Below are 18,813 nucleotides of genomic sequence, written 5' to 3'. Positions count from 1 at the left end.
CAGGCGCGCGATCAACAGGTCGCACGCCGCCCGGTCAGCGCTTCAATCGGCGCAGGCCTTCTTGTTTGCAGTAGTTGTCTGCCTCGGGCACCGACATCTTTGTGGCAGGGAAATCGATCGCACGATCCCAGCTGACCCTGTCATGCCGGTAAAGCTGGCAGGTCACGACCCCTTTTGGTGTCTGCACCTTGACCGGTGTGGTTTCCAATTCCTCGGGCGTGGGTACGCAGGCCGATAACACTGCCAATGTCGGAACGGCCATAGCGAATATTTTGAGTGGTTTGTTCATAGCGAGGTCGATGCTCTCATCCTGGTAAACGTTCAGATCGTTAACAACCCTGCGCCAATCTCGCACAGAGCTCGGCACAGCAGCGATGTGGTGGTTCGCAGTGTGCAGGTTTAGCCCTTTCTGATCTTCCGCACAATAAAACGCGCCGGATCACGGCGTGTTAGGGGAATTTCTCACGAAATTTTGCTTATTTCTCTGGGATCAACCCTCTTGGGCTGAATCTGAGAACAATCAGCAGAATAAGTCCCATCGTGAACAACCGCATATGTGCTGCGCTGTCTATCAGATGCGATTTCAAAGCGCTGCCATCGGGCATTCCTGCGGTAATCAGGTTCATCAGCCACAGTCCTATGGGTTCAACCTGCACCCACAAGAACCAGATTAAGAACGCTCCCAGTACGGCTCCGAAGTTGTTGCCCGATCCGCCGACGATGACCATGACCCAAACTAGGAAGGTGAATCGCAGAGGGTTGTAGGTACCTGGTGTCAGCTGCCCGTCGAGCGTGGTCATCATTGCACCGGCAACGCCGCAGATGGCCGAACCCAGAACAAAGATTTGCAAGTGGCGGCGGGTGACGTCCTTGCCCATCGCCTCAGCCGCGACTTCGTTGTCACGAATGGCACGCATCATGCGGCCCCAAGGACTTTTTAGCGCCATCTGAGCCATCCAGAGCAGTATCAGCAACACGATGAGGAACAGCAACGAATACCCAAGCTTCACGGATAGGGTCGAGGCGGTGACGGGGTCCAGCCCGAACCATTCGGCCCGCGCGATGAAAGAGGGGTCTTGCTGCAGCTCAACCTCATAGCCCACCACTGGTGCGGGGCGCGGAATGCCGTAGACATTCTTGACCCCTCGGGCCAACCAGTCTTCGTTTTTCATAACCGCGATGATGATTTCGGCGATCCCAAGCGTAGCAATCGCCAGATAGTCCGACCGCAAACCCAGAGCGGTTTTACCGATCAGCCAGGCCGCGCCCGCGGCCAGCAGCCCTCCAGCCGGCCAAGCGAATAGGACCGGCAGGTTCAGCCCGCCGATATTGCCTGCTACAGCAGGATCAATCGCTTCGATCGAAGCAACATTGGGATCAAAGATTGCGCGGTAAACAAAAAAGCCAACGACCAGAATGCCGATGATTGCAAATGTCCGTGTGCGTCCCTTGGGCATCTTCTGCGCGACCATAACGGCCGCGACCACCGTCGCCGCGCCCAGCAGAAGCGAAAGGATGACACCGTATCCTCCACTTGACCATGCGCCGGGCGTCGGTGGGGTTGAGACCAGAACAACCGCAAGCCCGCCCAGCGCGACAAAGCCCATGACACCGACGTTGAAGAGGCCCGCAAAGCCCCATTGCAGGTTCACTCCGATCGACATGATGGCTGAGATCAGGCCCATGTTCAGGATCAGGATCGCGGCGTTCCAACTTTGCGTGAACCCGGTCAACAGGATCAGGCTGCCAACGACAACAAATAGCAGTGTGTTTTTGACGGGCTCGCTCATATTACTTTTCCTTTGAACAGGCCTGTCGGCTTAAACAGCAGCACGATCAGCAAGATGGCGAAGCTGACGGCGAATTTGTAGTCGGTGGACAGGAACTGAACCAACCCTGACGGTTCCAGGTTTTCCGGTGCCAGATAGGTCAGCACCTTCTTCCACGCATAGGTGACTGTTACTTCGGAAAACGCGATGATGAACCCGCCAGCAATGGCGCCCAGAGGGTTGCCGAGTCCGCCAACAATGGCCGAGGCGAAGATCGGCAGCAAAAGCTGGAAATAGACGAAAGGCTTGAAGCTTTTGTCGAGCCCGTAAAGCACACCCGCCGTGGTCGCCAGGGCGGCGACGATGATCCAAGTGATCATCACCACACGTTCGGGGTTGATGCCGGATAGCAGGGCCAAATCCTCGTTATCCGAATAGGCGCGCATCGACTTGCCGGTGCGGGTCTTGTTGAGGAACCAGAACAAGGCGGCAACAGCTACCACAGCGACAACAACCGTGATGGCTTGCGAGGTCTTGATCGCAAGCCCCTCGTTCAGTCCCGTCCAAGCCTTGAAATCCCGCGCTTTAATCAGGAACCGCGCACCGTCTGAGAACCTCTGGTCATCCGGCCCGATGATGAACCGCACCAGCCCGTTCATGATGAACATCACGCCCATCGAAACGATCACCAGAATAACCGGTTTGGCCTTTTGTTCCCGGTAGAACCTATAAACCAGCCGGTCTGTGATCAGCACTAGAACAATACATCCCAGAACGGCAAAGGGCAGGGCGAGCAGAGCGGTCGGCAACGGCCCAAAACTGACACCGGCGGCCTGCAAGCCCCACGTGACCAGCACGGCAATCATCGCACCAAAGGCCATGGTGTCGCCATGGGCAAAGTTCGAAAACCGCAGGATGCCGTAGATTAGCGTCACCCCCAACGCGCCCAGCGCCAACTGGCTGCCATAGGCGATTGCGGGAACAAGGACGAAGTTGGAGAGCGCCACAAGGGCGTTGAGGAAGTCCATTAAAACTCCTGCTCGCAATCACCCTCAAATACGCGACGCGCATTGAAGGTCTCTGAGTAATCGACATATTTCTGCGGAACGGCAACGAACGTAGCCGTCAGCATTGATGGTGGTGTTCGTACAAAGTATATGATCGAGTTGCCATTTTCTCTCTTTTGAGACGCAATCATCAATGAGTTTTTGGATGTGACCACATACTCTGTTCCACTCGAAAGGCGTAACTTGGAAGTCGTCTCGCCAGCCGCAGAGGTGCCATCAATTCTGAATTCCCCGAAATTACTTCGAACTTGATTGGGTGGATTGCCGACGAACTCGATATCGAATGTTGAACCCACGCACTCTTCTTCGTGTTCACAGACTTCACTTAGAAAGCACTCCTCCGCATAAGCAGCGCCGGTTAATGAGGCAATGATCAATGTTGCAGGTATCTTCACGCTACCCCCCCAAGAAACTCTTACGCACTTCGGGATCGGCCAGCAGTTCCTTGCCCGTCCCGGTATAGGCATTCCGTCCCTGAACCAGTACATATCCCTTGTCTGCAATCTCCAATGCCTGACGGGCGTTCTGTTCGACCATCAGGATCGGCAGACCGGTGCGGGAAACCTCGATGATCCGGTCGAACAGTTCATCCATCACGATGGGTGAGACACCGGCGGTTGGTTCGTCCAGCATCAGCACCTTGGGCTGCGTCATCAGCGCGCGGCCCACTGCGACCTGTTGGCGCTGACCGCCCGACAGCTCTCCGGCGGCCTGATTGCGCTTGTCGCGGAGAATGGGGAAGAGGTCATAGACCTGCTCCATCGTGTCGGAGAAATCGTCGCGGCGGATGAAAGCGCCCATCTCAAGGTTCTCTTCGACCGTCATCGACGTAAATATATTCGAGGTCTGTGGCACAAAGCCCATGCCACGCTGCACACGATCCTGCGGGCTGAGATTGGTGATGTCTTCGCCATCCAGCCGAACTGACCCTTGGCGCACGTCTAGCATGCCAAAAACAGCCTTCATTGCAGTTGATTTACCCGCACCGTTGGGTCCCACGATCACCGCAATCTCACCCTTGTCAACGGCGATGGTGCAATCATGCAGGATGTCCGGCCCTTTGCCATAGCCGCCGGTCATGGTGTCACCAATCAGGAAAGGGCCGCCCTCGACTCGGTGAGTCTCACCGCTTTTGCGATGCGCTGGGGTCATTGTGCCGACACCATGCGTATTGGTGATCGAGGCGTCCTTGTTGCCCTTATCGTCCTGGTAGGGGTTGTCGCTCATGCGCCCGCCTCCAGCTTGTCTTTGTTCTTCAGGCCGGTGCCTAGGTAAGCTTCGATCACGTGTTCATTGGCTTTGATCTCGTCCAGAGTACCCTCGGCCAGCACCTTACCCTCGGCCATACAGATGACCGGGTCGCAGATCTTGCCGATGAAATCCATGTCGTGCTCGATAACAACGAAGGTATAGCCGCGTTCCTTGTTCAGGCGCAGGATCGTGTCTGCAATGGTCATCAGCAGGGTGCGGTTCACGCCCGCGCCGACCTCGTCCAGAAACACGATCTTCGCATCGACCATCATGGTGCGGCCAAGCTCAAGCAGCTTTTTCTGACCACCCGAGACCTGACCGGCCTTGTGATCTGCCAGATGCTCGATGGTCAGGAACTCCAGCACCTCATCGGCCTTGGCTTTCAGCGCGCGTTCCTCATCGGCGATACGTTTACGCCCGAACCATGTGTTCCACAGCGATTCACCCGATTGCGCACCGGGTACCATCATCAGGTTCTCGCGGCAGGACATCGAGGAAAACTCATGCGCGATTTGGAAGGTGCGCAGTAGACCTTTGTGAAACAGCTCATGCGGAGGCAGACCAGTAATATCCTCACCGTCCATGAAGACCTTGCCGCTGGTCGGTGGAAGAACACCCGCGATCACGTTAAACAGAGTGGTTTTTCCGGCCCCGTTCGGACCGATCAGGCCGGTGATGGACCCTTTTTGGATTTCCAGCGATGCCCCGTCCACCGCATGAAACCCGCCGAAATGCTTGTGCACGTCTTCGACGACGATCATCTTTTCCCCTTGCCGCCCTGTTCGGCGTTCTTGTTGTCATATCCCCTTAAGGGAGGTGCGGCCTTTTGTCATTGAAACAGCCCGGACACAAGGCCCGGGCTGCTTGATTTTATGACTATGAAGTTCGGATCAACGGAAGTTGACGGTCTTGTTCTCGCCGTCGGTCACTTCGATCTCGCGGTAGGATCCCGCGCTTTCACCGGGTCCGATCAGTTCAACACCAGATGCGCCGACATAGTCGATTTCCTGACCAGCAGCCAACAGTTCCAGACCTTTGGCCAGTTCACCGGGATAGATTTTCTCACCCGGAGCGTTGGCAACCTCCATGATCTTTGCACCGTATTCTGCCGGAGCGGTCGAACCTGCGGCCTGCATGGCCAGCATGAACAGTGCGGCGGCGTCGTATGCTTCAGGTGAATAGGGCGACGAGCCGTCAAAACCAGCAGCTTCAGCCATGGCAAAGTACTTCTCGGCACCTTCGCCGCCAGAACCGGCGATCTGTCCGAACGAGCCGTTCAGGTCGGGCCCGACATTTGCGGGCAGCGAGTCACCGATCATTCCGCCGGGCAGACCGAACGTGTCGAACGCGCCGCTGTCCAGAGCCGACTGGATGATGCCCAGACCGCCTTGGTCCAGATAACCCGCAACCACCAGTATGTCGCCACCGGCGGAGGCCAGCGCGCCGACTTCTGCCGAGTAGTCAGCCTTGCCGTCTTCATGTGCAGCGACGATGGTGACTTCACCACCCGAAGCTTCGAATGAAGACTGGATCGCGTCTGCCAGGCCTTTGCCGTAGTCGTTGTTGGTGTATGTCAGAGCGATCGAGCCGATGCCGCGATCGTTCAGGATATCTGCCATCACCTGACCTTCACGCGCATCCGACGGGGCAGTGCGGAAGAAGAGGCCGTTGTCTTCCATGGTCGACAATCCCGGCGAGGTTGCAGAGGGCGAGATCATGACCATGCCGTTCGGAATCGCAACGTTCTGCAGGATGGCGCCAGTTACGCCCGAGCAGTCACCGCCGATGATGCCAGCGACGCCATCCGCGATCATGCGTTCGCCGTTCGATGTCGCCAGGCCATTGTCGATGCAGCCGGTGTCAGCACGCGTTCCGGTAACGGTTGAGCCATCCAGCAGCTTCCCGGATTCGGTAACTTCGGCCATTGCCAGCTCAGCGCCCGAACCCATGGCAGGTGCCAGCGATTCAATCGGACCCGTAAAGCCAAACAGTACGCCCAGCTTAACGTCGTCGGCCATAGCGGTTCCCGCCAGCAGGGCGGTTGCTGCGGTAGCGGTAAGCAGCTTTTTCATTAGGTTACTCCCTATTTATTGTTTGAACGTTGTCGTTCTGGGCACGACCCTAGGCAAGCTGTTCGGAAAAGAAAAGTCCTAACAAAAAAGTGCTTTTGTCCGCAGACAATCTATCTGCTTTGATGGGAATTGAGCCATAATACCGAAGTATTGTTGAGAAGAGGGTAGAGATGCATAGAATTTTAGCGATTCTGATTCTGTCCTGTTGGTCGGTGTCCGGCTGGTCCGATGTTATCGAGACTTCGGTCGGGAAAATTCAATTCAACCAAGTCGTGAAAGGCCTGGACACGCCGTGGGCCATTGGCATTCTTCCAGACAACAGTTTCATCGTGACCGAACGAGATGGAGAGCTTCTTTATGTCGCTGAAGGCGAGGCAAAGCGCGTCAAAGGGGTGCCAAAAGTGGCCGCTAACGGGCAGGGTGGTTTGCTTGATGTCACGATTGCTCGGAATTTCAGTCAAACCCGAGAGCTCTTTCTAACGTTTTCTAAGCCGCAAAGAGGTGGTGCGGGTACTGCAGTTGCAGTCGCGCGGTTCTCCGAAAGCGGGGATCGCCTGACCAACCTGCGCGTAATCTTTGAGGCCGTGCCCGGCGGTTCCGGGGGTCGCCATTTTGGCTCGCGTGTCGTCGAGGCCGAGGATGGCTCTTTGTTTGTCACGATCGGAGATCGCGGGGATCGGCCGGCCGCTCAGGACCGGTCAAACCATTTGGGAACGGTTATTCGAATAAATCGAGATGGAACAGTTCCTCGTGACAATCCGTTTGTGGACAATCCCGATGTCCGGCCCGAAATCTGGTCGTTTGGGCACAGGAACCCTCAGGGAGCCAACTTGGATCAGCAGGGTCGGCTTTGGGTATCTGAACACGGGGCCAAGGGGGGCGATGAGGTCAATCTGATCCGGCCCGGAGCTAACTATGGATGGCCGGTGATCTCTTATGGGGTGCATTACTCGGGTCAGAAGATTGGCGAGGGAACGTCGAAACCGGGGATGGAGCAGCCTAAACACTATTGGGACCCGTCTATCGCACCCTCGGGATTGCTTGGGTATTCAGGTAAGCTCTGGCCAAAGTGGAAGGGGGATCTGTTCGTAGGCTCTTTGAAATTCGACTATATCGCCCGGCTTTCGGGCAATCCGCTGCGCGAGGTAGAACGGATCAAGGGTCCTGAAACAGAACGTGTCCGTGATATCGTAGAGGCGTCCGATGGGTCGATCTGGTTCATTTCGGTCGGGCAGGGCGCGGTTTATAGGATGTCGCGCCTCTGATAACCTGCAACGAAGTTATTGAATTTTCCAAGTCATCGAAGCGTTTGAGTAACCCGGTGGCCAGTTGTTTTGAGGTGCCAAATGAGTGGCTTCGTAATTGAACTGTGCAGCACTATACCGCCGAAGAGCGAATTGAATTCGATCTTGAAAGAGTATTACGCGCTTATCGTTGTCAGAATGCAGGCAATGGGATTTGAGATAGATCCAGCTGCCCCTGAAAGCGCGCTGGCCGAGTTCTGGGCAAATACGGATGACTATTTGCCCCCGAACGGATGTTTGGTTGTGGCCAGAAATCAAACCCGAGACATCATTGGATGCGGAATGCTGAAACGCTTTGATTCCCGTACAGGTGAGCTAAAGCGTGTCTTTGTGATTGAGGGAGCAAGAGGAACCGGCGCGGGGCGTGCACTGATTATGGCCCGTGAACAAGCTGCACGCGATATGGGTCTTAAGCGCCTTATCGCTGACACACTGACGCCAAATGTCGAAATGCGAAGCTTGTATCCCAAGCTCGGATTCGTTGAGCTCGAAGAACCGATCGAAACCACAACCTATCTGGATCAACCAATGCTTCGGCCGCACCTGCATTACTTCGAAAAAGAGCTGTAGGTCTGGCAGCGTCCTTGGATCAAACAGACAATCGCCCGCTCTGCGCTCCACGTTCACGATAAGGCGTCGTATTATAGTGTGCCCGGTAGCATTTTGAGAAATGCGATGGGCTGGCAAAGCCACAGGCCAGCGCCACGTTGATGACACTCATATCTGTCTGCATCAGCAAGTTGCGCGCTTTGTGCAGGCGCAGTTCCATGTAGTAGCGCTTGGGGGAACGGCTAAGATAGCGGCGGAACAGGCGTTCAAGCTGACGCGTGGACATGCCCACGTCCTTGGCCAGAATCGAAGGCGAGATCGGCTCTTCTATGTTCTTTTCCATCATCAGGATGACTTGGCTGAGCTTGGGATGGCGAACGCCAATCCGAGTTGGCGTCGAAAGGCGCTGAGTGTCCTGATCCGTCCGGATCGAGGAATATATCATCTGATCCGCGACTGCATTTGCCAGATCTTCACCATAGTCATCGGCAATCAGTTTAAGCATCAGATCAATCGACGATGTTCCACCTGCTGTGGTCATTCGATTTCCGTCCACCAGAAATACGGATTTGGTCAATTCGACCGTATCGAATTCCTCGGCAAAGCTATCAGAGTTTTCCCAGTGGATTGTGGCGCGTTTACCTTCCAGCAATCCCGCTTTCGCAAGCGTATAAGCAGCAGTGCAGAGACCACCGATCTTCAGCCCCTTGCGGGCCTCGCGGCGCAGCCAGTTCAACACCCGTTTCGTTGTGGCCGCCTGAACGTCAACCCCACCGCAGATCAGGATCACTTCATCGCGCTGCAATTCTTCAAGGCCTGCATCCAATTTGAAGGTGGTTCCGGCTGAACAATGCACCAGCTCTCCGCCTTCACCCGCCAGCGTCCAAGTATACAAATCGCGATTTGCCATACGATTGGCGATGCGCAGACTGTCGAGGGCCGATGCAAAGGACAGCAGTGAAAACTTGTCCAAAAGGACAAACACAAAATTAAGCGGTTTGCCCGCGTCATTTTCCACGGTGACAACTTGGCGTTGCTCTTGCATGGCGAACTGTCCTTGATTCGGTACACGTCAGCTTCTTGGCGACGGCAGATATGCCCGTCAACATGCTCAAAGCTTGTTTGCGCCGTCAAGAGGTGCAAATCGCATATGGCCTCTCTTCAATGCTTTTTGTATAGAGACGATCTGAATTACCTCAGCGGAGATCCAAGCTATGACCGAGTGGCAAAAAACGAACTGGCGCAACAAGCCCCGAGTTCAGATGCCCGACTATACCGACGCGGCTGCGTTGGGAAAAGTCGAGGCGCAGCTTTCAAAGTATCCCCCGCTGGTTTTTGCCGGCGAAGCGCGGCGGCTCAAGCAGCATTTGGGGGCTGCAGGCCGGGGTGAGGCATTCCTGCTGCAAGGCGGTGATTGTGCTGAAAGCTTTGAACAGTTCAGTGCGGATGCTATCCGTGACACGTTCAAGGTGATGCTGCAAATGGCGATGGTGCTAACCTATGGCGCCAAGGTGCCTGTGGTCAAAGTTGGCCGCATGGCTGGTCAATTCGCCAAGCCACGCAGCGCGCCAACGGAAATTGTGGATGGTGTGGAACTGCCCAGCTACCGTGGTGATATCATCAACGAACTGGACTTTACGCCCGAGGCCCGAATTCCTGATCCGAGCAAGATGCTGCAGGCCTACACTCAGGCGGCCGCCACGCTAAACCTGTTGCGCGCGTTTTCGACCGGTGGTTTCGCGGATATGAGCCATGTCCACTCTTGGACACTGGGCTTTGCCGACGGGCAAGACGTTCAGAAATACTCTGAGATCGCCGACCGCATTCAGGATTCGATTGATTTCATGGGGGCGGCGGGCATCACTGCGGATACGACGCATGAGTTTTCGTCGGTAGAGTTCTACACCAGCCATGAAGGCCTGCTGCTTGAGTACGAAGAGGCGCTGACCCGTCTGGATTCGACCTCGGGCAATTGGTTGGCTGGCTCGGGCCACATGATCTGGATCGGCGATCGTACCCGCCAGCCCGACGGTGCGCATGTCGAATTCTGCCGCGGCGTCCTGAACCCGATCGGTCTGAAATGCGGTCCGACAACCAGCGCCGAAGACCTCAAGGTTCTGATGTCGAAACTGAACCCGGAAAACGAAGAGGGTCGTCTGACTTTGATCGCGCGTTTCGGCGCAGGCAAAGCGGGTGAGCATCTGCCGCGTCTGGTCCAGGCTGTGAAAGAAGAAGGTGCCAAGGTCACTTGGGTTTGTGACCCGATGCATGGCAACACGATCAAATCGGCGACCGGGTACAAGACACGACCGTTCGATTCCGTGCTGCGCGAAGTACGCGACTTCTTTGGAGTGCATCAGGCCGAGGGCACCGTTCCGGGTGGGGTGCATTTCGAGATGACCGGTCTGGACGTCACCGAATGCACCGGCGGTGTCCGCGCTGTGACCGAAGAGGATCTTTCTGATCGCTATCACACAGCGTGCGACCCGCGCCTGAATGCGTCGCAGTCGCTAGAACTGGCCTTCCTTGTTGCGGAAGAACTGACCAATCTGCGCCGGGATCGGGGCAAGCGCGCCGCGAGCTAAAGTAGCAATGGTTCAAAGACGAAAACGGCGGGCAAGTTGCCCGCCGTTTTTTTATTCATCCCTCGACGAAACCAGCTTTAGGTGCGGTGCGCCTTTGAAACCGCTCGGACTTTCGGCAAATCCCTCTGCCATGTTCTGCACGTGTTTTGTCGGGGTCTGTAGATCTGAAACCTCGTGTACCCGGTGATCGGATAGTGTGAACCGACGCGGCGTGACACCGATCATCCCATCACTGACCATGACACCCAGGACTCTGCTGATGTCTCCCAGATCGCTCTTGAGTGGTAGCAAGATCATGCGCGCTTGTAAGATTACCCGACCCAACTTGCCCTTTGAGACGAGCCCAAGTTCGGCAACTGCAGGTGCAGAGAACACCTGATCTAGAAGCCGCTTGGTGTCATCTCGGGCTTCGGGCTCGAAAAACGACGTGAGCGGCATCCCGCGAATTTCCATTCCCGCCAGTTTATTCAGATGGCTCCCGGCCAGACGAAATCGGGCGAGGCCCGGTGCGATGCGTTCAAGAATGAAGGTGTATTCCAGAATATTCTCAAGCCCGCGCGGATCGATTTGTGACCGCATTGGAACGCCATCTGCTGTCAGCAATGCTGTCCAATAGGCTTCGGCCTGACGAATAGGGGACAGGCTGCGTCCACTGTCAAATCGGTCCATCGCGATGATCTTTCCAAATTCAGAACCGGATTTAGTACTGAAAAACCTCTTCATTTCATCACCCCGACGTCAATCGATCACGATTTTTCTAAAATGCCACCTAATGGGCAATGCTGCGACCCACCAGTCTTTTCCGCTGCAAGATTGACAGGGGTTAATACAATTTTGGAGCAATTCTTTAACGAATGGTTAACCTCTCGGAATTGATCCGTATTTGAGCAAGGACTTGCCCCCTGCTGGTCAATGGCATTAGGTGCGACCAGTGAATTTGACGGAAAGGGCAGTCATGATCAAATCCATGACCGGATTCGCCTCGGGTAAGGGCGCGCTCGGCCCGCATAGCTGGACTTGGGAGTTGCGCAGCGTCAATGGCAAGGGGTTGGACCTGCGTCTGCGATTGCCAGATTGGCTGACAGGGCTTGAGGCCGCGCTGAGAAGCGACCTGTCAAAGCAAGTCAATCGCGGCAATGTCACGCTGTCCCTGCGGCTGAGTCGTGAGGAAGCCGCTGCAGAAATCCAACTGAACACTTCTGCGATGGAGGCTGCACTGGAGGCGCTGGCTCAGACCGAGGCCATGGCTGGCACGCGCGGCGTGCTATTGGCGCCGTCGAAGGCCAGCGATCTGCTTTCCCTGAAGGGGATGATGGAAGTAGGTGGTGACACTGATGATCCGGAGCCACTTGTTGAGAAGCTCAAAGTGGAGTTTGGCGCGCTGCTTTTGGAATTTATTGAAATGCGAAGTGCTGAAGGAAAAGCGCTGGCAGGTATACTTGGCGGGCAATTAGACCAGATCGCTGAATTGACAAATCAGGCTGTCAAACTGGCCGAAGGTCGTCGGCTGGAAATGGAACAGGCATTGCGAGACAATCTCGCGCGTGTTCTCGACAACGCCCAAGGTGCCGATCCTGAACGAGTAGCGCAGGAGCTTGCGCTTATTGCGGTGAAGGCAGACATTACCGAAGAGATCGACAGGTTAATCGCGCATGTCGCAGCGGCACGCGCGCTGTTGTCGCAAGACGGACCGGTCGGGCGCAAGCTGGACTTCCTGATGCAGGAGTTCAATCGTGAAGCAAATACGCTTTGCTCGAAATCGCAAAATGCCGAACTGACAGCAGTCGGTTTAGAGCTGAAGGCCGTGATCGATCAGATGCGCGAGCAAGTACAGAACGTGGAATAAGGACGGAAACATCACATGGCGGATCGCCGCGGTCTACTAATCATTCTGTCGTCGCCTTCGGGCGCAGGCAAATCTACTCTGGCCCGTCGCCTGATGCAGTGGGATGTCGGCCTTGAGTTTTCAATCTCAGCCACTACCCGCGCGCCGCGCCCAGGTGAGGAACATGGGCGAGAGTATTATTTCCTATCGGAAGATGAGTTCAAGCAACAGGTCGCAGATGGCCAGATGCTGGAACACGCTCATGTTTTTGGTAACTTCTATGGTTCACCTGCGGGGCCGGTGCGTGAATCCATCACGCAAGGGCGTGATGTGCTGTTTGATGTTGATTGGCAAGGTGAGGTGCAGATCCGCAATTCTGATCTTGGCAAACACGCATTGTCAATTTTCATCCTTCCTCCTTCAATCCGTGAGCTTCGGCGCAGACTGGAAGGGCGCGGGCAGGACAGTGATGATGTGATCGCCAAACGCATGCTAAAAAGTTGGGATGAGATCAGCCATTGGGGTTATTACGATTACGTCCTGATCAACGATGATCTGGATGCAACCGAGGAAAAACTGAAAACCATTGTCAGTGCTGAGCGGATGCGCCGTATTCAGCAGCCCAGCCTGCAAAACCACATCCGCGCCCTGCAAACCGAATTCGATGGTCTATCATGACGATTTACGCCTTGGGCAAACACACACCAAAGATACACGAAGACACTTGGGTTGCACCTGATGCCAACCTGATTGGCAAGGTAGTATTGGAACAGGGGTCTTCGGTTTGGTTCGGCTGCACCATCCGCGCGGATCACGAGGAAATACGAGTGGGGGCTGGCAGCAACGTGCAGGAAAACTGCGTGATGCATATCGATGCCGGATATCCGCTGACGATTGGTCAGAATTGCACCATTGGTCACAAGGTCATGCTGCACGGCTGCACAATCGGAGACAATTCTCTGATCGGTATGGGCGCCATCATATTGAACGGCGCAAAGATCGGCAAAAACTGTTTGATCGGGGCAGGGGCGCTTGTTACGGAAGGCAAGGAAATCCCCGATAACTCACTTGTCATGGGATCACCAGGTAAGATCGTGCGACAGATCGATGATGCAACCGCGCAAAAGCTGACTTTGAGTGCGCTGCATTATCAAGAAAACATGCGTAATTTTCGCGATTCTCTGCGACCGGTCTGAGTTTGCATGACTGACACTTTGCTCGCTGATCTTGTCGCTGCCATTCCCGCACCAGCGCTTCTGGTCGGGCAAACCGAGAGGATCGTTGCTGCGAACAATGAGGCCTTGTCTCTGCTGGGCCAAGCCATTGAAGGCCGGCACTTTGCAACGATCCTGCGGCAACCGCAGATCATAGATGCGGTTGAGCAGAGCCTCCGGTCGAAAGAACCGGGTCGGGCGCGACATCTGTCAAATGACGGTGCGCAGGATACCACTTTTGAAGTGCAGTGCAGGCCCGTCAATGGGACCGATGCCGTACTGGTTGTGTTTCAGGATGTCACGCATCTGGAACAGGCCGGCCAGATGCGCCGCGATTTTGTAGCCAATGTCAGCCACGAACTGCGGACACCTCTGACGGCGCTGATGGGGTTTATCGAAACCCTGCAAGGCCCGGCCCGTGATGACACAGCAGCACGTGATCGGTTTCTGCAGATCATGGCGGATGAGGCCAATCGAATGAACCGGCTGGTGGGGGATCTGCTCTCGCTTAATCGGGTCGAAAGTGAAGAGCGGGTCAGGCCCAAGGAACCATTGGAGTTGACCGGGTTAATTCAGTCGACGTTGAACACGCTACGGCCATTGGCAGATGATGCAGGTGTCGAGCTATCACTGGATGCCCCGAACGAGCCAATCACGATGGTTGGGGACAGCGATCAGTTACGTCAAGTTTTCACTAACCTAGTTGAAAACGCGATCAAATACGGCGGGAGTGGTGGCAGAGTCGATGTGATCGTGAATCTGTCCGAGCGAGATACCGCAATGCGCGGGCCAGCCGTGCGGATCAAGATCATAGATCAGGGTCCCGGCATCGATGCGAAGCATCTTCCCAGGCTGACCGAGCGATTCTATCGGGCAGACAGCCACCGCTCACGCGAATTGGGCGGAACGGGGCTGGGTTTGGCGATCGTTAAACACATCGTCAATCGCCATCGCGGACGACTGAAAGTGGATAGCGAGTTGGGACAAGGTGCCGTTTTTACGGTGATCTTGCCGCGTTGAAATTGCGCGGACGGTTGGTCATCCAGTCATGACGCATCGTCAAGTTAAGAATTTCTGAGAAATTCGTGAGTTGTCATGAAACTGTTACATGCCTGTCACAAAAGACTTACGCGAGCGTCATAGTGCTTCGCCCAGATCATCATAGGGGTGATCAGAACGTATATTTCTCAAGGAGACTGAGATGTCCTTTGTAAAACTGTCGGCTTCGGCTCTGGCCATCGCTGCCGTATCGGCGACCACTGCGGCCGCTCGTGATCAGGTTCAGGTTGCTGGCTCGTCAACCGTTCTGCCTTACGCTTCGATTGTTGCTGAAGCCTTCGGTGAGAACTTTGATTTTCCGACGCCTGTTGTTGAATCCGGTGGCTCCTCTGCTGGTCTCAAGCGTTTCTGCGAGGGCGTGGGTGAAAACACCATCGACGTTGCCAACGCATCGCGCAAGATCCGCGAAAAAGAGATCAAAGCCTGTGCTGACGCCGGTGTTACCGACATCATCGAAGTTCAGATCGGCTATGACGGCATCGTGTTTGCATCCGACATCAACGGCAACTCGTTCGCGTTCACACCGGATGACTGGTACAAAGCCCTTTCCGCTCAAGTTGTTGTTGACGGCCAGCTGGTCGACAACCCCTACAAAACTTGGGATCAGGTGAACCCGAACTTCCCTGCTCAGCCGATTGCTGCCTTTGTTCCTGGTACCAAACACGGCACCCGTGAAGTGTTCGAAGACAAAGTGATCCTGGCAGGCTGTGAGCACACCGGCGATTTTGACGCCTATCTGGCTGCTGCCGAAGGTGATAGCGACAAAGCCAAGAAAAAAGCCGCTGAAAAGGCTTGTATCGCGCTGCGTACTGATGGCGTTTCAGTAGACATCGACGGCGACTACACTGAAACTCTGGCCCGCATCGACAGCAACAAAGACGGCATCGGCGTCTTTGGTCTGGCGTTCTACGAGAACAACACAGACAAGCTGCAGGTTGCCACCATGTCCGACGTGGTTCCTTCGACTGAATCGATTGCAACCGGCGAATACCCGGTCTCTCGTCCGCTGTTCTTTTACGTAAAGAAAGCGCATATCGGTGTGATCCCCGGTCTGAAGGAATATGCTGAATTCTTCGTCGCGGACGAGATTGCTGGCCCTGATGGCCCGCTGGCTGAATACGGTCTGGTATCGGACCCGGAACTGATCAAGGTTCAGGAAGCTGTTGCCAATGAAACCGTTCTGGGTGGTGGTTCTTAAACCATAGAACTTATGAACCGGGGCGATGCAAACACGCCCCGGTTCTTTTCGACTCCAACTCTGCCATCCCCATGGAGTTCACATGGCGTTATCCTGGATTTTGCTCACCCTGCTTGCTTTGGTGGTGCTTGGGTACTTCGCGGGCCGGTCCCGCGCCTTGGCAAGTGCCGAGGGTGATGCGCGCGCATTGCATTCCTTGCCATCCTACTATGGGTACAATGTCGCGCTGACCGCGCTTGTCCCCGCGCTGGGATTGCTGATCCTGTGGCTTCTGGTGCAGCCATTGATTGTGAACAACACGGTGTCAGGTATGATCCCTGACACTGCGATCGCCGAAGGCTCTGATCGTGGTCTGGTCATGAGCGAAGTTCGCCGCGTCGCCTATGGGTTAGACGGTGCGATTGAGTCTGGACTGCTGTCTGAGGTGCAGGCGCGCAACGCCGACGCAGATATCGAAGCACTGACACAATCGCTGAAAGATGCAGGTCAGGTGTTAACCCAAGACATCTCAAAGCCCATTCTGTTGGCCGCTCAAAAATACCGTAGCATGACGTCGACCGGTTCAACCGCAATGCAGATCATGGTTCTGGTCGTTGCGCTATTGGGAGCCGCATTTGCGTATATCCGCACGCACAGGGAATTCCGCGCCCGCAATGTTGTCGAGCAAGGTATTCTGGCGCTGCTTCTTCTGGCCGCTTCTATCGCCATTCTGACAACCGTCGGCATCGTTCTTTCAATGCTGTTCGAGACGATGAATTTCTTCCAACTGCATTCATGGAAAGACTTCTTCTTTGGCAGCACATGGGCCCCGAACTTCCGTGGAGGTAGTGAGCTGTCGATCCTGCCGCTGCTCTGGGGCACGCTATACATCTCAGTTATCGCGCTGCTGGTGGCGGTGCCGATTGGCCTTTTTGCAGCGATATATCTGTCGGAATACGCGACCGGAGCGACCCGTTCGATTGCCAAGCCGCTGCTTGAAATTCTCGCAGGCATCCCAACCATCGTTTACGGTTTGTTTGCTTTGTTGACCGTTGGTCCGGCGCTGGTGTCCCTGTTTGGGGACGGCGGGGCACTGGGGCTTGGCTGGATGGCAAGTTCCAACGCCGTTCTGACTGCAGGTCTGGTTATGGGCATCATGCTGATCCCGTTCGTCTCGTCGTTGTCGGATGACATCATTAACGCGGTGCCTCAGTCGATGCGCGACGGCTCGCTTGGCCTAGGCGCAACCAAATCCGAAACCGTGCGTCAAGTGGTGCTGCCTGCGGCGCTGCCGGGGATCGTCGGTGCGATCCTGCTGGCTGCCAGTCGGGCCATTGGCGAGACCATGATCGTGGTTATGGCGGCCGGTGCGATTGCGAAATTTTCGGGTAATCCCTTTGAGGCGATGACGACTATCACCACCCGTATCGTCAGCCAACTGACCGGCGATACCGACTTTGCAAGCCCTGAAACGCTGGTGGCCTTCGCACTGGGTCTCACGCTGTTCGTCATCACGCTGGGGCTGAATATCTTTGCACTCTACATCGTACGCAAATACCGGGAGCAGTACGAATGACCGATATTTCCCAATCCCCTGGCGCTTCTTCTGCTGCGAAACCCAAAGGTTCGCTGTTTGATAAGGACGCACGCACTAAACGTCGCAATGCCGCTGAGGGGCGGTTCAAACTGTATGGTATCGCCGCCATTGGTATCGGTCTGCTGATGTTGATCGTTCTGGTGACCAATATCGTGACCGCCGGTACTGGCGCTTTCCAACAAAGCTTTCTGGAACTGAATGTCGAGCTGAAGGAAGAAAAGCTGGATAAAAAGGGCAATCGTAACATCGAGGATATCAAAAAGGTCTCAACCTTTGGTTACGCCCCATTGATCGCTTCGGCGTTGGAATCCGAAGTACAAAAGCTTGGCATTCAAACAGATCTGAAACCCAAAGAAATGGGTAAGATTCTGTCGAAGGCCGCACAAGCAGAACTGAGGAACTATGTTATCGCCAATCCGGATGAGATTGGAAAAACCGTAAGCTTCCGCTTTCTGGTCAACAGCCGTGTCGATGGTTACATGAAAGGTCGCGTGACGCGCGAGTCTATTGCCAATGACAAGAGCATCTCGGTCGCGCAGTTGGACTTTGTTGACCAGCTGAGAGATGCGGGCATCTTGTACAAAGCCTTCAACCCGGATTTCATCTTTGGCTCGGACGCCTCTGACCAACGGCCCGAAGCGGCCGGGATCGGTGTATCCATGCTCGGCTCACTGTTCATGATGTTCGTGGTGCTGGCGCTGGCATTGCCCATTGGTGTGGCCGCTTCAATCTATCTTGAGGAATTTGCGCCGCAAAACCGGCTGACCGATATCATCGAGGTGAACATCTCGAACCTCGCAGCCGTACCGTCCATCGTGTTTGGTATCCTCGGACTGGCGGTGTTCATCAACTACATGCACCTGCCGACCTCAGCCCCGCTGGTGGGTGGATTGGTGCTAACGCTGATGACGCTGCCCACGATCATCATCTCAACCCGCGCTTCACTTAAGGCGGTGCCGCCTTCGATCCGAGATGCGGCGCTTGGGGTAGGGGCCTCGAAAATGCAGGCAGTGTTCCACCATGTCCTGCCACTGGCAGCGCCGGGCATCCTGACAGGTACTATCATCGGCCTGGCACAAGCGCTGGGGGAAACGGCTCCGTTGCTGCTGATCGGGATGGTAGGCTTTATCGCTTCAAACCCGCCGGACGGAATCGTTGCGGGGTTCCTGTCTCCGAACTCGGCCATGCCTGCGCAGATCTATGAATGGTCCAAACGCGCTGACCCGGCCTTTTACGAACGCGCATGGGGGGGCATCATCATTCTGTTGATCTTCCTCGTGACAATGAACACCATTGCGGTCATCTTGCGCCGCCGCTTTGAACGCCGCTGGTAAGAGGGGGCTA

19 protein-coding genes are annotated in these 18,813 nt (G+C 55.4%); 10 read left to right on the top strand and 9 right to left on the bottom strand.

From position 1 onward, the window contains the following. Nucleotides 1–34 precede the first annotated feature (34 nt). From ACR0DU_RS03240 to ACR0DU_RS03210, 7 genes are all read right to left on the bottom strand, one after another. Nucleotides 35–289 carry a hypothetical protein gene (locus ACR0DU_RS03240; protein WP_010440186.1) on the bottom strand — a complete coding sequence of 85 codons (255 nt, stop codon included), beginning with the start codon at nucleotides 287–289 and terminating at the stop codon, nucleotides 35–37. 187 nt (nucleotides 290–476) lie between these two features. After that, the gene (locus tag ACR0DU_RS03235; RefSeq protein ID WP_170778555.1) at nucleotides 477–1,790 is read right to left on the bottom strand and encodes a branched-chain amino acid ABC transporter permease; all 1,314 of its coding nucleotides are present in this window, start codon (nucleotides 1,788–1,790) and stop codon (nucleotides 477–479) included. Then, complete coding sequence (locus tag ACR0DU_RS03230) at nucleotides 1,787–2,797, bottom strand: branched-chain amino acid ABC transporter permease (RefSeq protein ID WP_170778557.1); 1,011 nt, start codon at nucleotides 2,795–2,797, stop codon at nucleotides 1,787–1,789. The genes ACR0DU_RS03235 and ACR0DU_RS03230 overlap by 4 nt, the downstream gene beginning before the upstream one ends. Further along, nucleotides 2,797–3,231, bottom strand: a complete 435-nt coding sequence (locus ACR0DU_RS03225) for a hypothetical protein (protein ID WP_170470295.1) — start codon at nucleotides 3,229–3,231, stop codon at nucleotides 2,797–2,799. The genes ACR0DU_RS03230 and ACR0DU_RS03225 overlap by 1 nt, the downstream gene beginning before the upstream one ends. Nucleotide 3,232: 1 nt before the next feature. Further along, complete coding sequence (locus ACR0DU_RS03220) at nucleotides 3,233–4,063, bottom strand: ABC transporter ATP-binding protein (protein ID WP_170778559.1); 831 nt, start codon at nucleotides 4,061–4,063, stop codon at nucleotides 3,233–3,235. Further along, a complete protein-coding gene (locus ACR0DU_RS03215; RefSeq protein WP_010440181.1) occupies nucleotides 4,060–4,848 on the bottom strand; it encodes an ABC transporter ATP-binding protein in 789 nt (262 codons plus the stop codon). Before ACR0DU_RS03215 ends, ACR0DU_RS03220 begins: the two co-directional genes overlap by 4 nt. Nucleotides 4,849–4,977: 129 nt before the next feature. After that, nucleotides 4,978–6,159 carry an ABC transporter substrate-binding protein gene (locus ACR0DU_RS03210; RefSeq protein WP_480872449.1) on the bottom strand — a complete coding sequence of 394 codons (1,182 nt, stop codon included), beginning with the start codon at nucleotides 6,157–6,159 and terminating at the stop codon, nucleotides 4,978–4,980. Nucleotides 6,160–6,329: 170 nt separating this feature from the next. Between ACR0DU_RS03210 and ACR0DU_RS03205 the strand changes: the two genes are divergently transcribed. Then, entirely contained in the window at nucleotides 6,330–7,424 is a 1,095-nt protein-coding gene (locus tag ACR0DU_RS03205; protein ID WP_480872447.1) for a PQQ-dependent sugar dehydrogenase, read from the top strand. An 81-nt stretch (nucleotides 7,425–7,505) separates the two neighbouring features. Further along, a complete protein-coding gene (locus tag ACR0DU_RS03200; protein WP_010440178.1) occupies nucleotides 7,506–8,033 on the top strand; it encodes a GNAT family N-acetyltransferase in 528 nt (175 codons plus the stop codon). 19 nt (nucleotides 8,034–8,052) lie between these two features. Here the strand turns inward: ACR0DU_RS03200 and ACR0DU_RS03195 are convergent, their stop codons facing one another. Continuing rightward, on the bottom strand, nucleotides 8,053–9,057 hold the full coding sequence (locus ACR0DU_RS03195; RefSeq protein WP_480872445.1) for a GlxA family transcriptional regulator: 1,005 nt from the start codon (nucleotides 9,055–9,057) through the stop codon (nucleotides 8,053–8,055). 169 nt (nucleotides 9,058–9,226) lie between these two features. On the opposite strand from ACR0DU_RS03195, the gene ACR0DU_RS03190 reads away from it, so the two are divergent. Then, nucleotides 9,227–10,597 carry a class II 3-deoxy-7-phosphoheptulonate synthase gene (locus ACR0DU_RS03190; protein ID WP_010440176.1) on the top strand — a complete coding sequence of 457 codons (1,371 nt, stop codon included), beginning with the start codon at nucleotides 9,227–9,229 and terminating at the stop codon, nucleotides 10,595–10,597. Nucleotides 10,598–10,648: 51 nt separating this feature from the next. On the opposite strand, the gene ACR0DU_RS03185 is transcribed toward ACR0DU_RS03190, so the two are convergent. Then, nucleotides 10,649–11,320, bottom strand: coding sequence for a PAS domain-containing protein (locus ACR0DU_RS03185; protein ID WP_170778569.1), 672 nt, complete (start codon nucleotides 11,318–11,320; stop codon nucleotides 10,649–10,651). A gap of 232 nt (nucleotides 11,321–11,552) precedes the next feature. Between ACR0DU_RS03185 and ACR0DU_RS03180 the strand changes: the two genes are divergently transcribed. The 7 genes from ACR0DU_RS03180 (at nucleotide 11,553) to pstA (ending at nucleotide 18,803) form a co-directional block, all read left to right on the top strand. Beyond that, the gene (locus ACR0DU_RS03180; protein WP_170778571.1) at nucleotides 11,553–12,443 is read left to right on the top strand and encodes a YicC/YloC family endoribonuclease; all 891 of its coding nucleotides are present in this window, start codon (nucleotides 11,553–11,555) and stop codon (nucleotides 12,441–12,443) included. Nucleotides 12,444–12,458: 15 nt separating this feature from the next. Continuing rightward, nucleotides 12,459–13,100 carry a guanylate kinase gene (gmk, locus tag ACR0DU_RS03175; protein ID WP_170539741.1) on the top strand — a complete coding sequence of 214 codons (642 nt, stop codon included), beginning with the start codon at nucleotides 12,459–12,461 and terminating at the stop codon, nucleotides 13,098–13,100. After that, complete coding sequence (locus ACR0DU_RS03170; RefSeq protein WP_170778573.1) at nucleotides 13,097–13,618, top strand: gamma carbonic anhydrase family protein; 522 nt, start codon at nucleotides 13,097–13,099, stop codon at nucleotides 13,616–13,618. Before gmk ends, ACR0DU_RS03170 begins: the two co-directional genes overlap by 4 nt. A 6-nt stretch (nucleotides 13,619–13,624) precedes the next feature. Further along, a complete protein-coding gene (locus ACR0DU_RS03165; RefSeq protein ID WP_170778575.1) occupies nucleotides 13,625–14,656 on the top strand; it encodes an ATP-binding protein in 1,032 nt (343 codons plus the stop codon). Between the two features lie 181 nt (nucleotides 14,657–14,837). Beyond that, nucleotides 14,838–15,893: a substrate-binding domain-containing protein gene (locus ACR0DU_RS03160; protein WP_170470255.1), complete on the top strand. Its 1,056-nt coding sequence runs from the start codon at nucleotides 14,838–14,840 to the stop codon at nucleotides 15,891–15,893. Nucleotides 15,894–15,975: 82 nt separating this feature from the next. Then, nucleotides 15,976–17,448, top strand: coding sequence for a phosphate ABC transporter permease subunit PstC (gene pstC / locus ACR0DU_RS03155; protein WP_480872443.1), 1,473 nt, complete (start codon nucleotides 15,976–15,978; stop codon nucleotides 17,446–17,448). Then, entirely contained in the window at nucleotides 17,445–18,803 is a 1,359-nt protein-coding gene (gene pstA / locus ACR0DU_RS03150) for a phosphate ABC transporter permease PstA (RefSeq protein ID WP_480872442.1), read from the top strand. The genes pstC and pstA overlap by 4 nt, the downstream gene beginning before the upstream one ends. Nucleotides 18,804–18,813 lie beyond the last annotated feature (10 nt).

The organism is Ruegeria sp. G2, assembly GCF_056533505.1.
The sequence above is the reverse complement of the archived record's forward strand: the minus strand, read 5'-3'. Positions and strand labels throughout refer to the sequence as shown.

Bases quoted from the DNA above. Each gene is read 5' to 3' on its own strand.
- ACR0DU_RS03240 (WP_010440186.1), bottom strand. From the start codon at position 289: ATGAACAAACCACTCAAAATATTCGCTATGGCCGTTCCGACATTGGCA.
- ACR0DU_RS03235 (WP_170778555.1), bottom strand. From the start codon at position 1,790: ATGAGCGAGCCCGTCAAAAACACACTGCTATTTGTTGTCGTTGGCAGC.
- ACR0DU_RS03230 (WP_170778557.1), bottom strand. From the start codon at position 2,797: ATGGACTTCCTCAACGCCCTTGTGGCGCTCTCCAACTTCGTCCTTGTT.
- ACR0DU_RS03220 (WP_170778559.1), bottom strand. From the start codon at position 4,063: ATGAGCGACAACCCCTACCAGGACGATAAGGGCAACAAGGACGCCTCG.
- ACR0DU_RS03215 (WP_010440181.1), bottom strand. From the start codon at position 4,848: ATGATCGTCGTCGAAGACGTGCACAAGCATTTCGGCGGGTTTCATGCG.
- ACR0DU_RS03210 (WP_480872449.1), bottom strand. From the start codon at position 6,159: ATGAAAAAGCTGCTTACCGCTACCGCAGCAACCGCCCTGCTGGCGGGA.
- ACR0DU_RS03205 (WP_480872447.1), top strand. From the start codon at position 6,330: ATGCATAGAATTTTAGCGATTCTGATTCTGTCCTGTTGGTCGGTGTCC.
- ACR0DU_RS03200 (WP_010440178.1), top strand. From the start codon at position 7,506: ATGAGTGGCTTCGTAATTGAACTGTGCAGCACTATACCGCCGAAGAGC.
- ACR0DU_RS03195 (WP_480872445.1), bottom strand. From the start codon at position 9,057: ATGCAAGAGCAACGCCAAGTTGTCACCGTGGAAAATGACGCGGGCAAA.
- ACR0DU_RS03190 (WP_010440176.1), top strand. From the start codon at position 9,227: ATGACCGAGTGGCAAAAAACGAACTGGCGCAACAAGCCCCGAGTTCAG.
- ACR0DU_RS03185 (WP_170778569.1), bottom strand. From the start codon at position 11,320: ATGAAGAGGTTTTTCAGTACTAAATCCGGTTCTGAATTTGGAAAGATC.
- ACR0DU_RS03180 (WP_170778571.1), top strand. From the start codon at position 11,553: ATGATCAAATCCATGACCGGATTCGCCTCGGGTAAGGGCGCGCTCGGC.
- gmk (WP_170539741.1), top strand. From the start codon at position 12,459: ATGGCGGATCGCCGCGGTCTACTAATCATTCTGTCGTCGCCTTCGGGC.
- ACR0DU_RS03170 (WP_170778573.1), top strand. From the start codon at position 13,097: ATGACGATTTACGCCTTGGGCAAACACACACCAAAGATACACGAAGAC.
- ACR0DU_RS03165 (WP_170778575.1), top strand. From the start codon at position 13,625: ATGACTGACACTTTGCTCGCTGATCTTGTCGCTGCCATTCCCGCACCA.
- ACR0DU_RS03160 (WP_170470255.1), top strand. From the start codon at position 14,838: ATGTCCTTTGTAAAACTGTCGGCTTCGGCTCTGGCCATCGCTGCCGTA.
- pstC (WP_480872443.1), top strand. From the start codon at position 15,976: ATGGCGTTATCCTGGATTTTGCTCACCCTGCTTGCTTTGGTGGTGCTT.
- pstA (WP_480872442.1), top strand. From the start codon at position 17,445: ATGACCGATATTTCCCAATCCCCTGGCGCTTCTTCTGCTGCGAAACCC.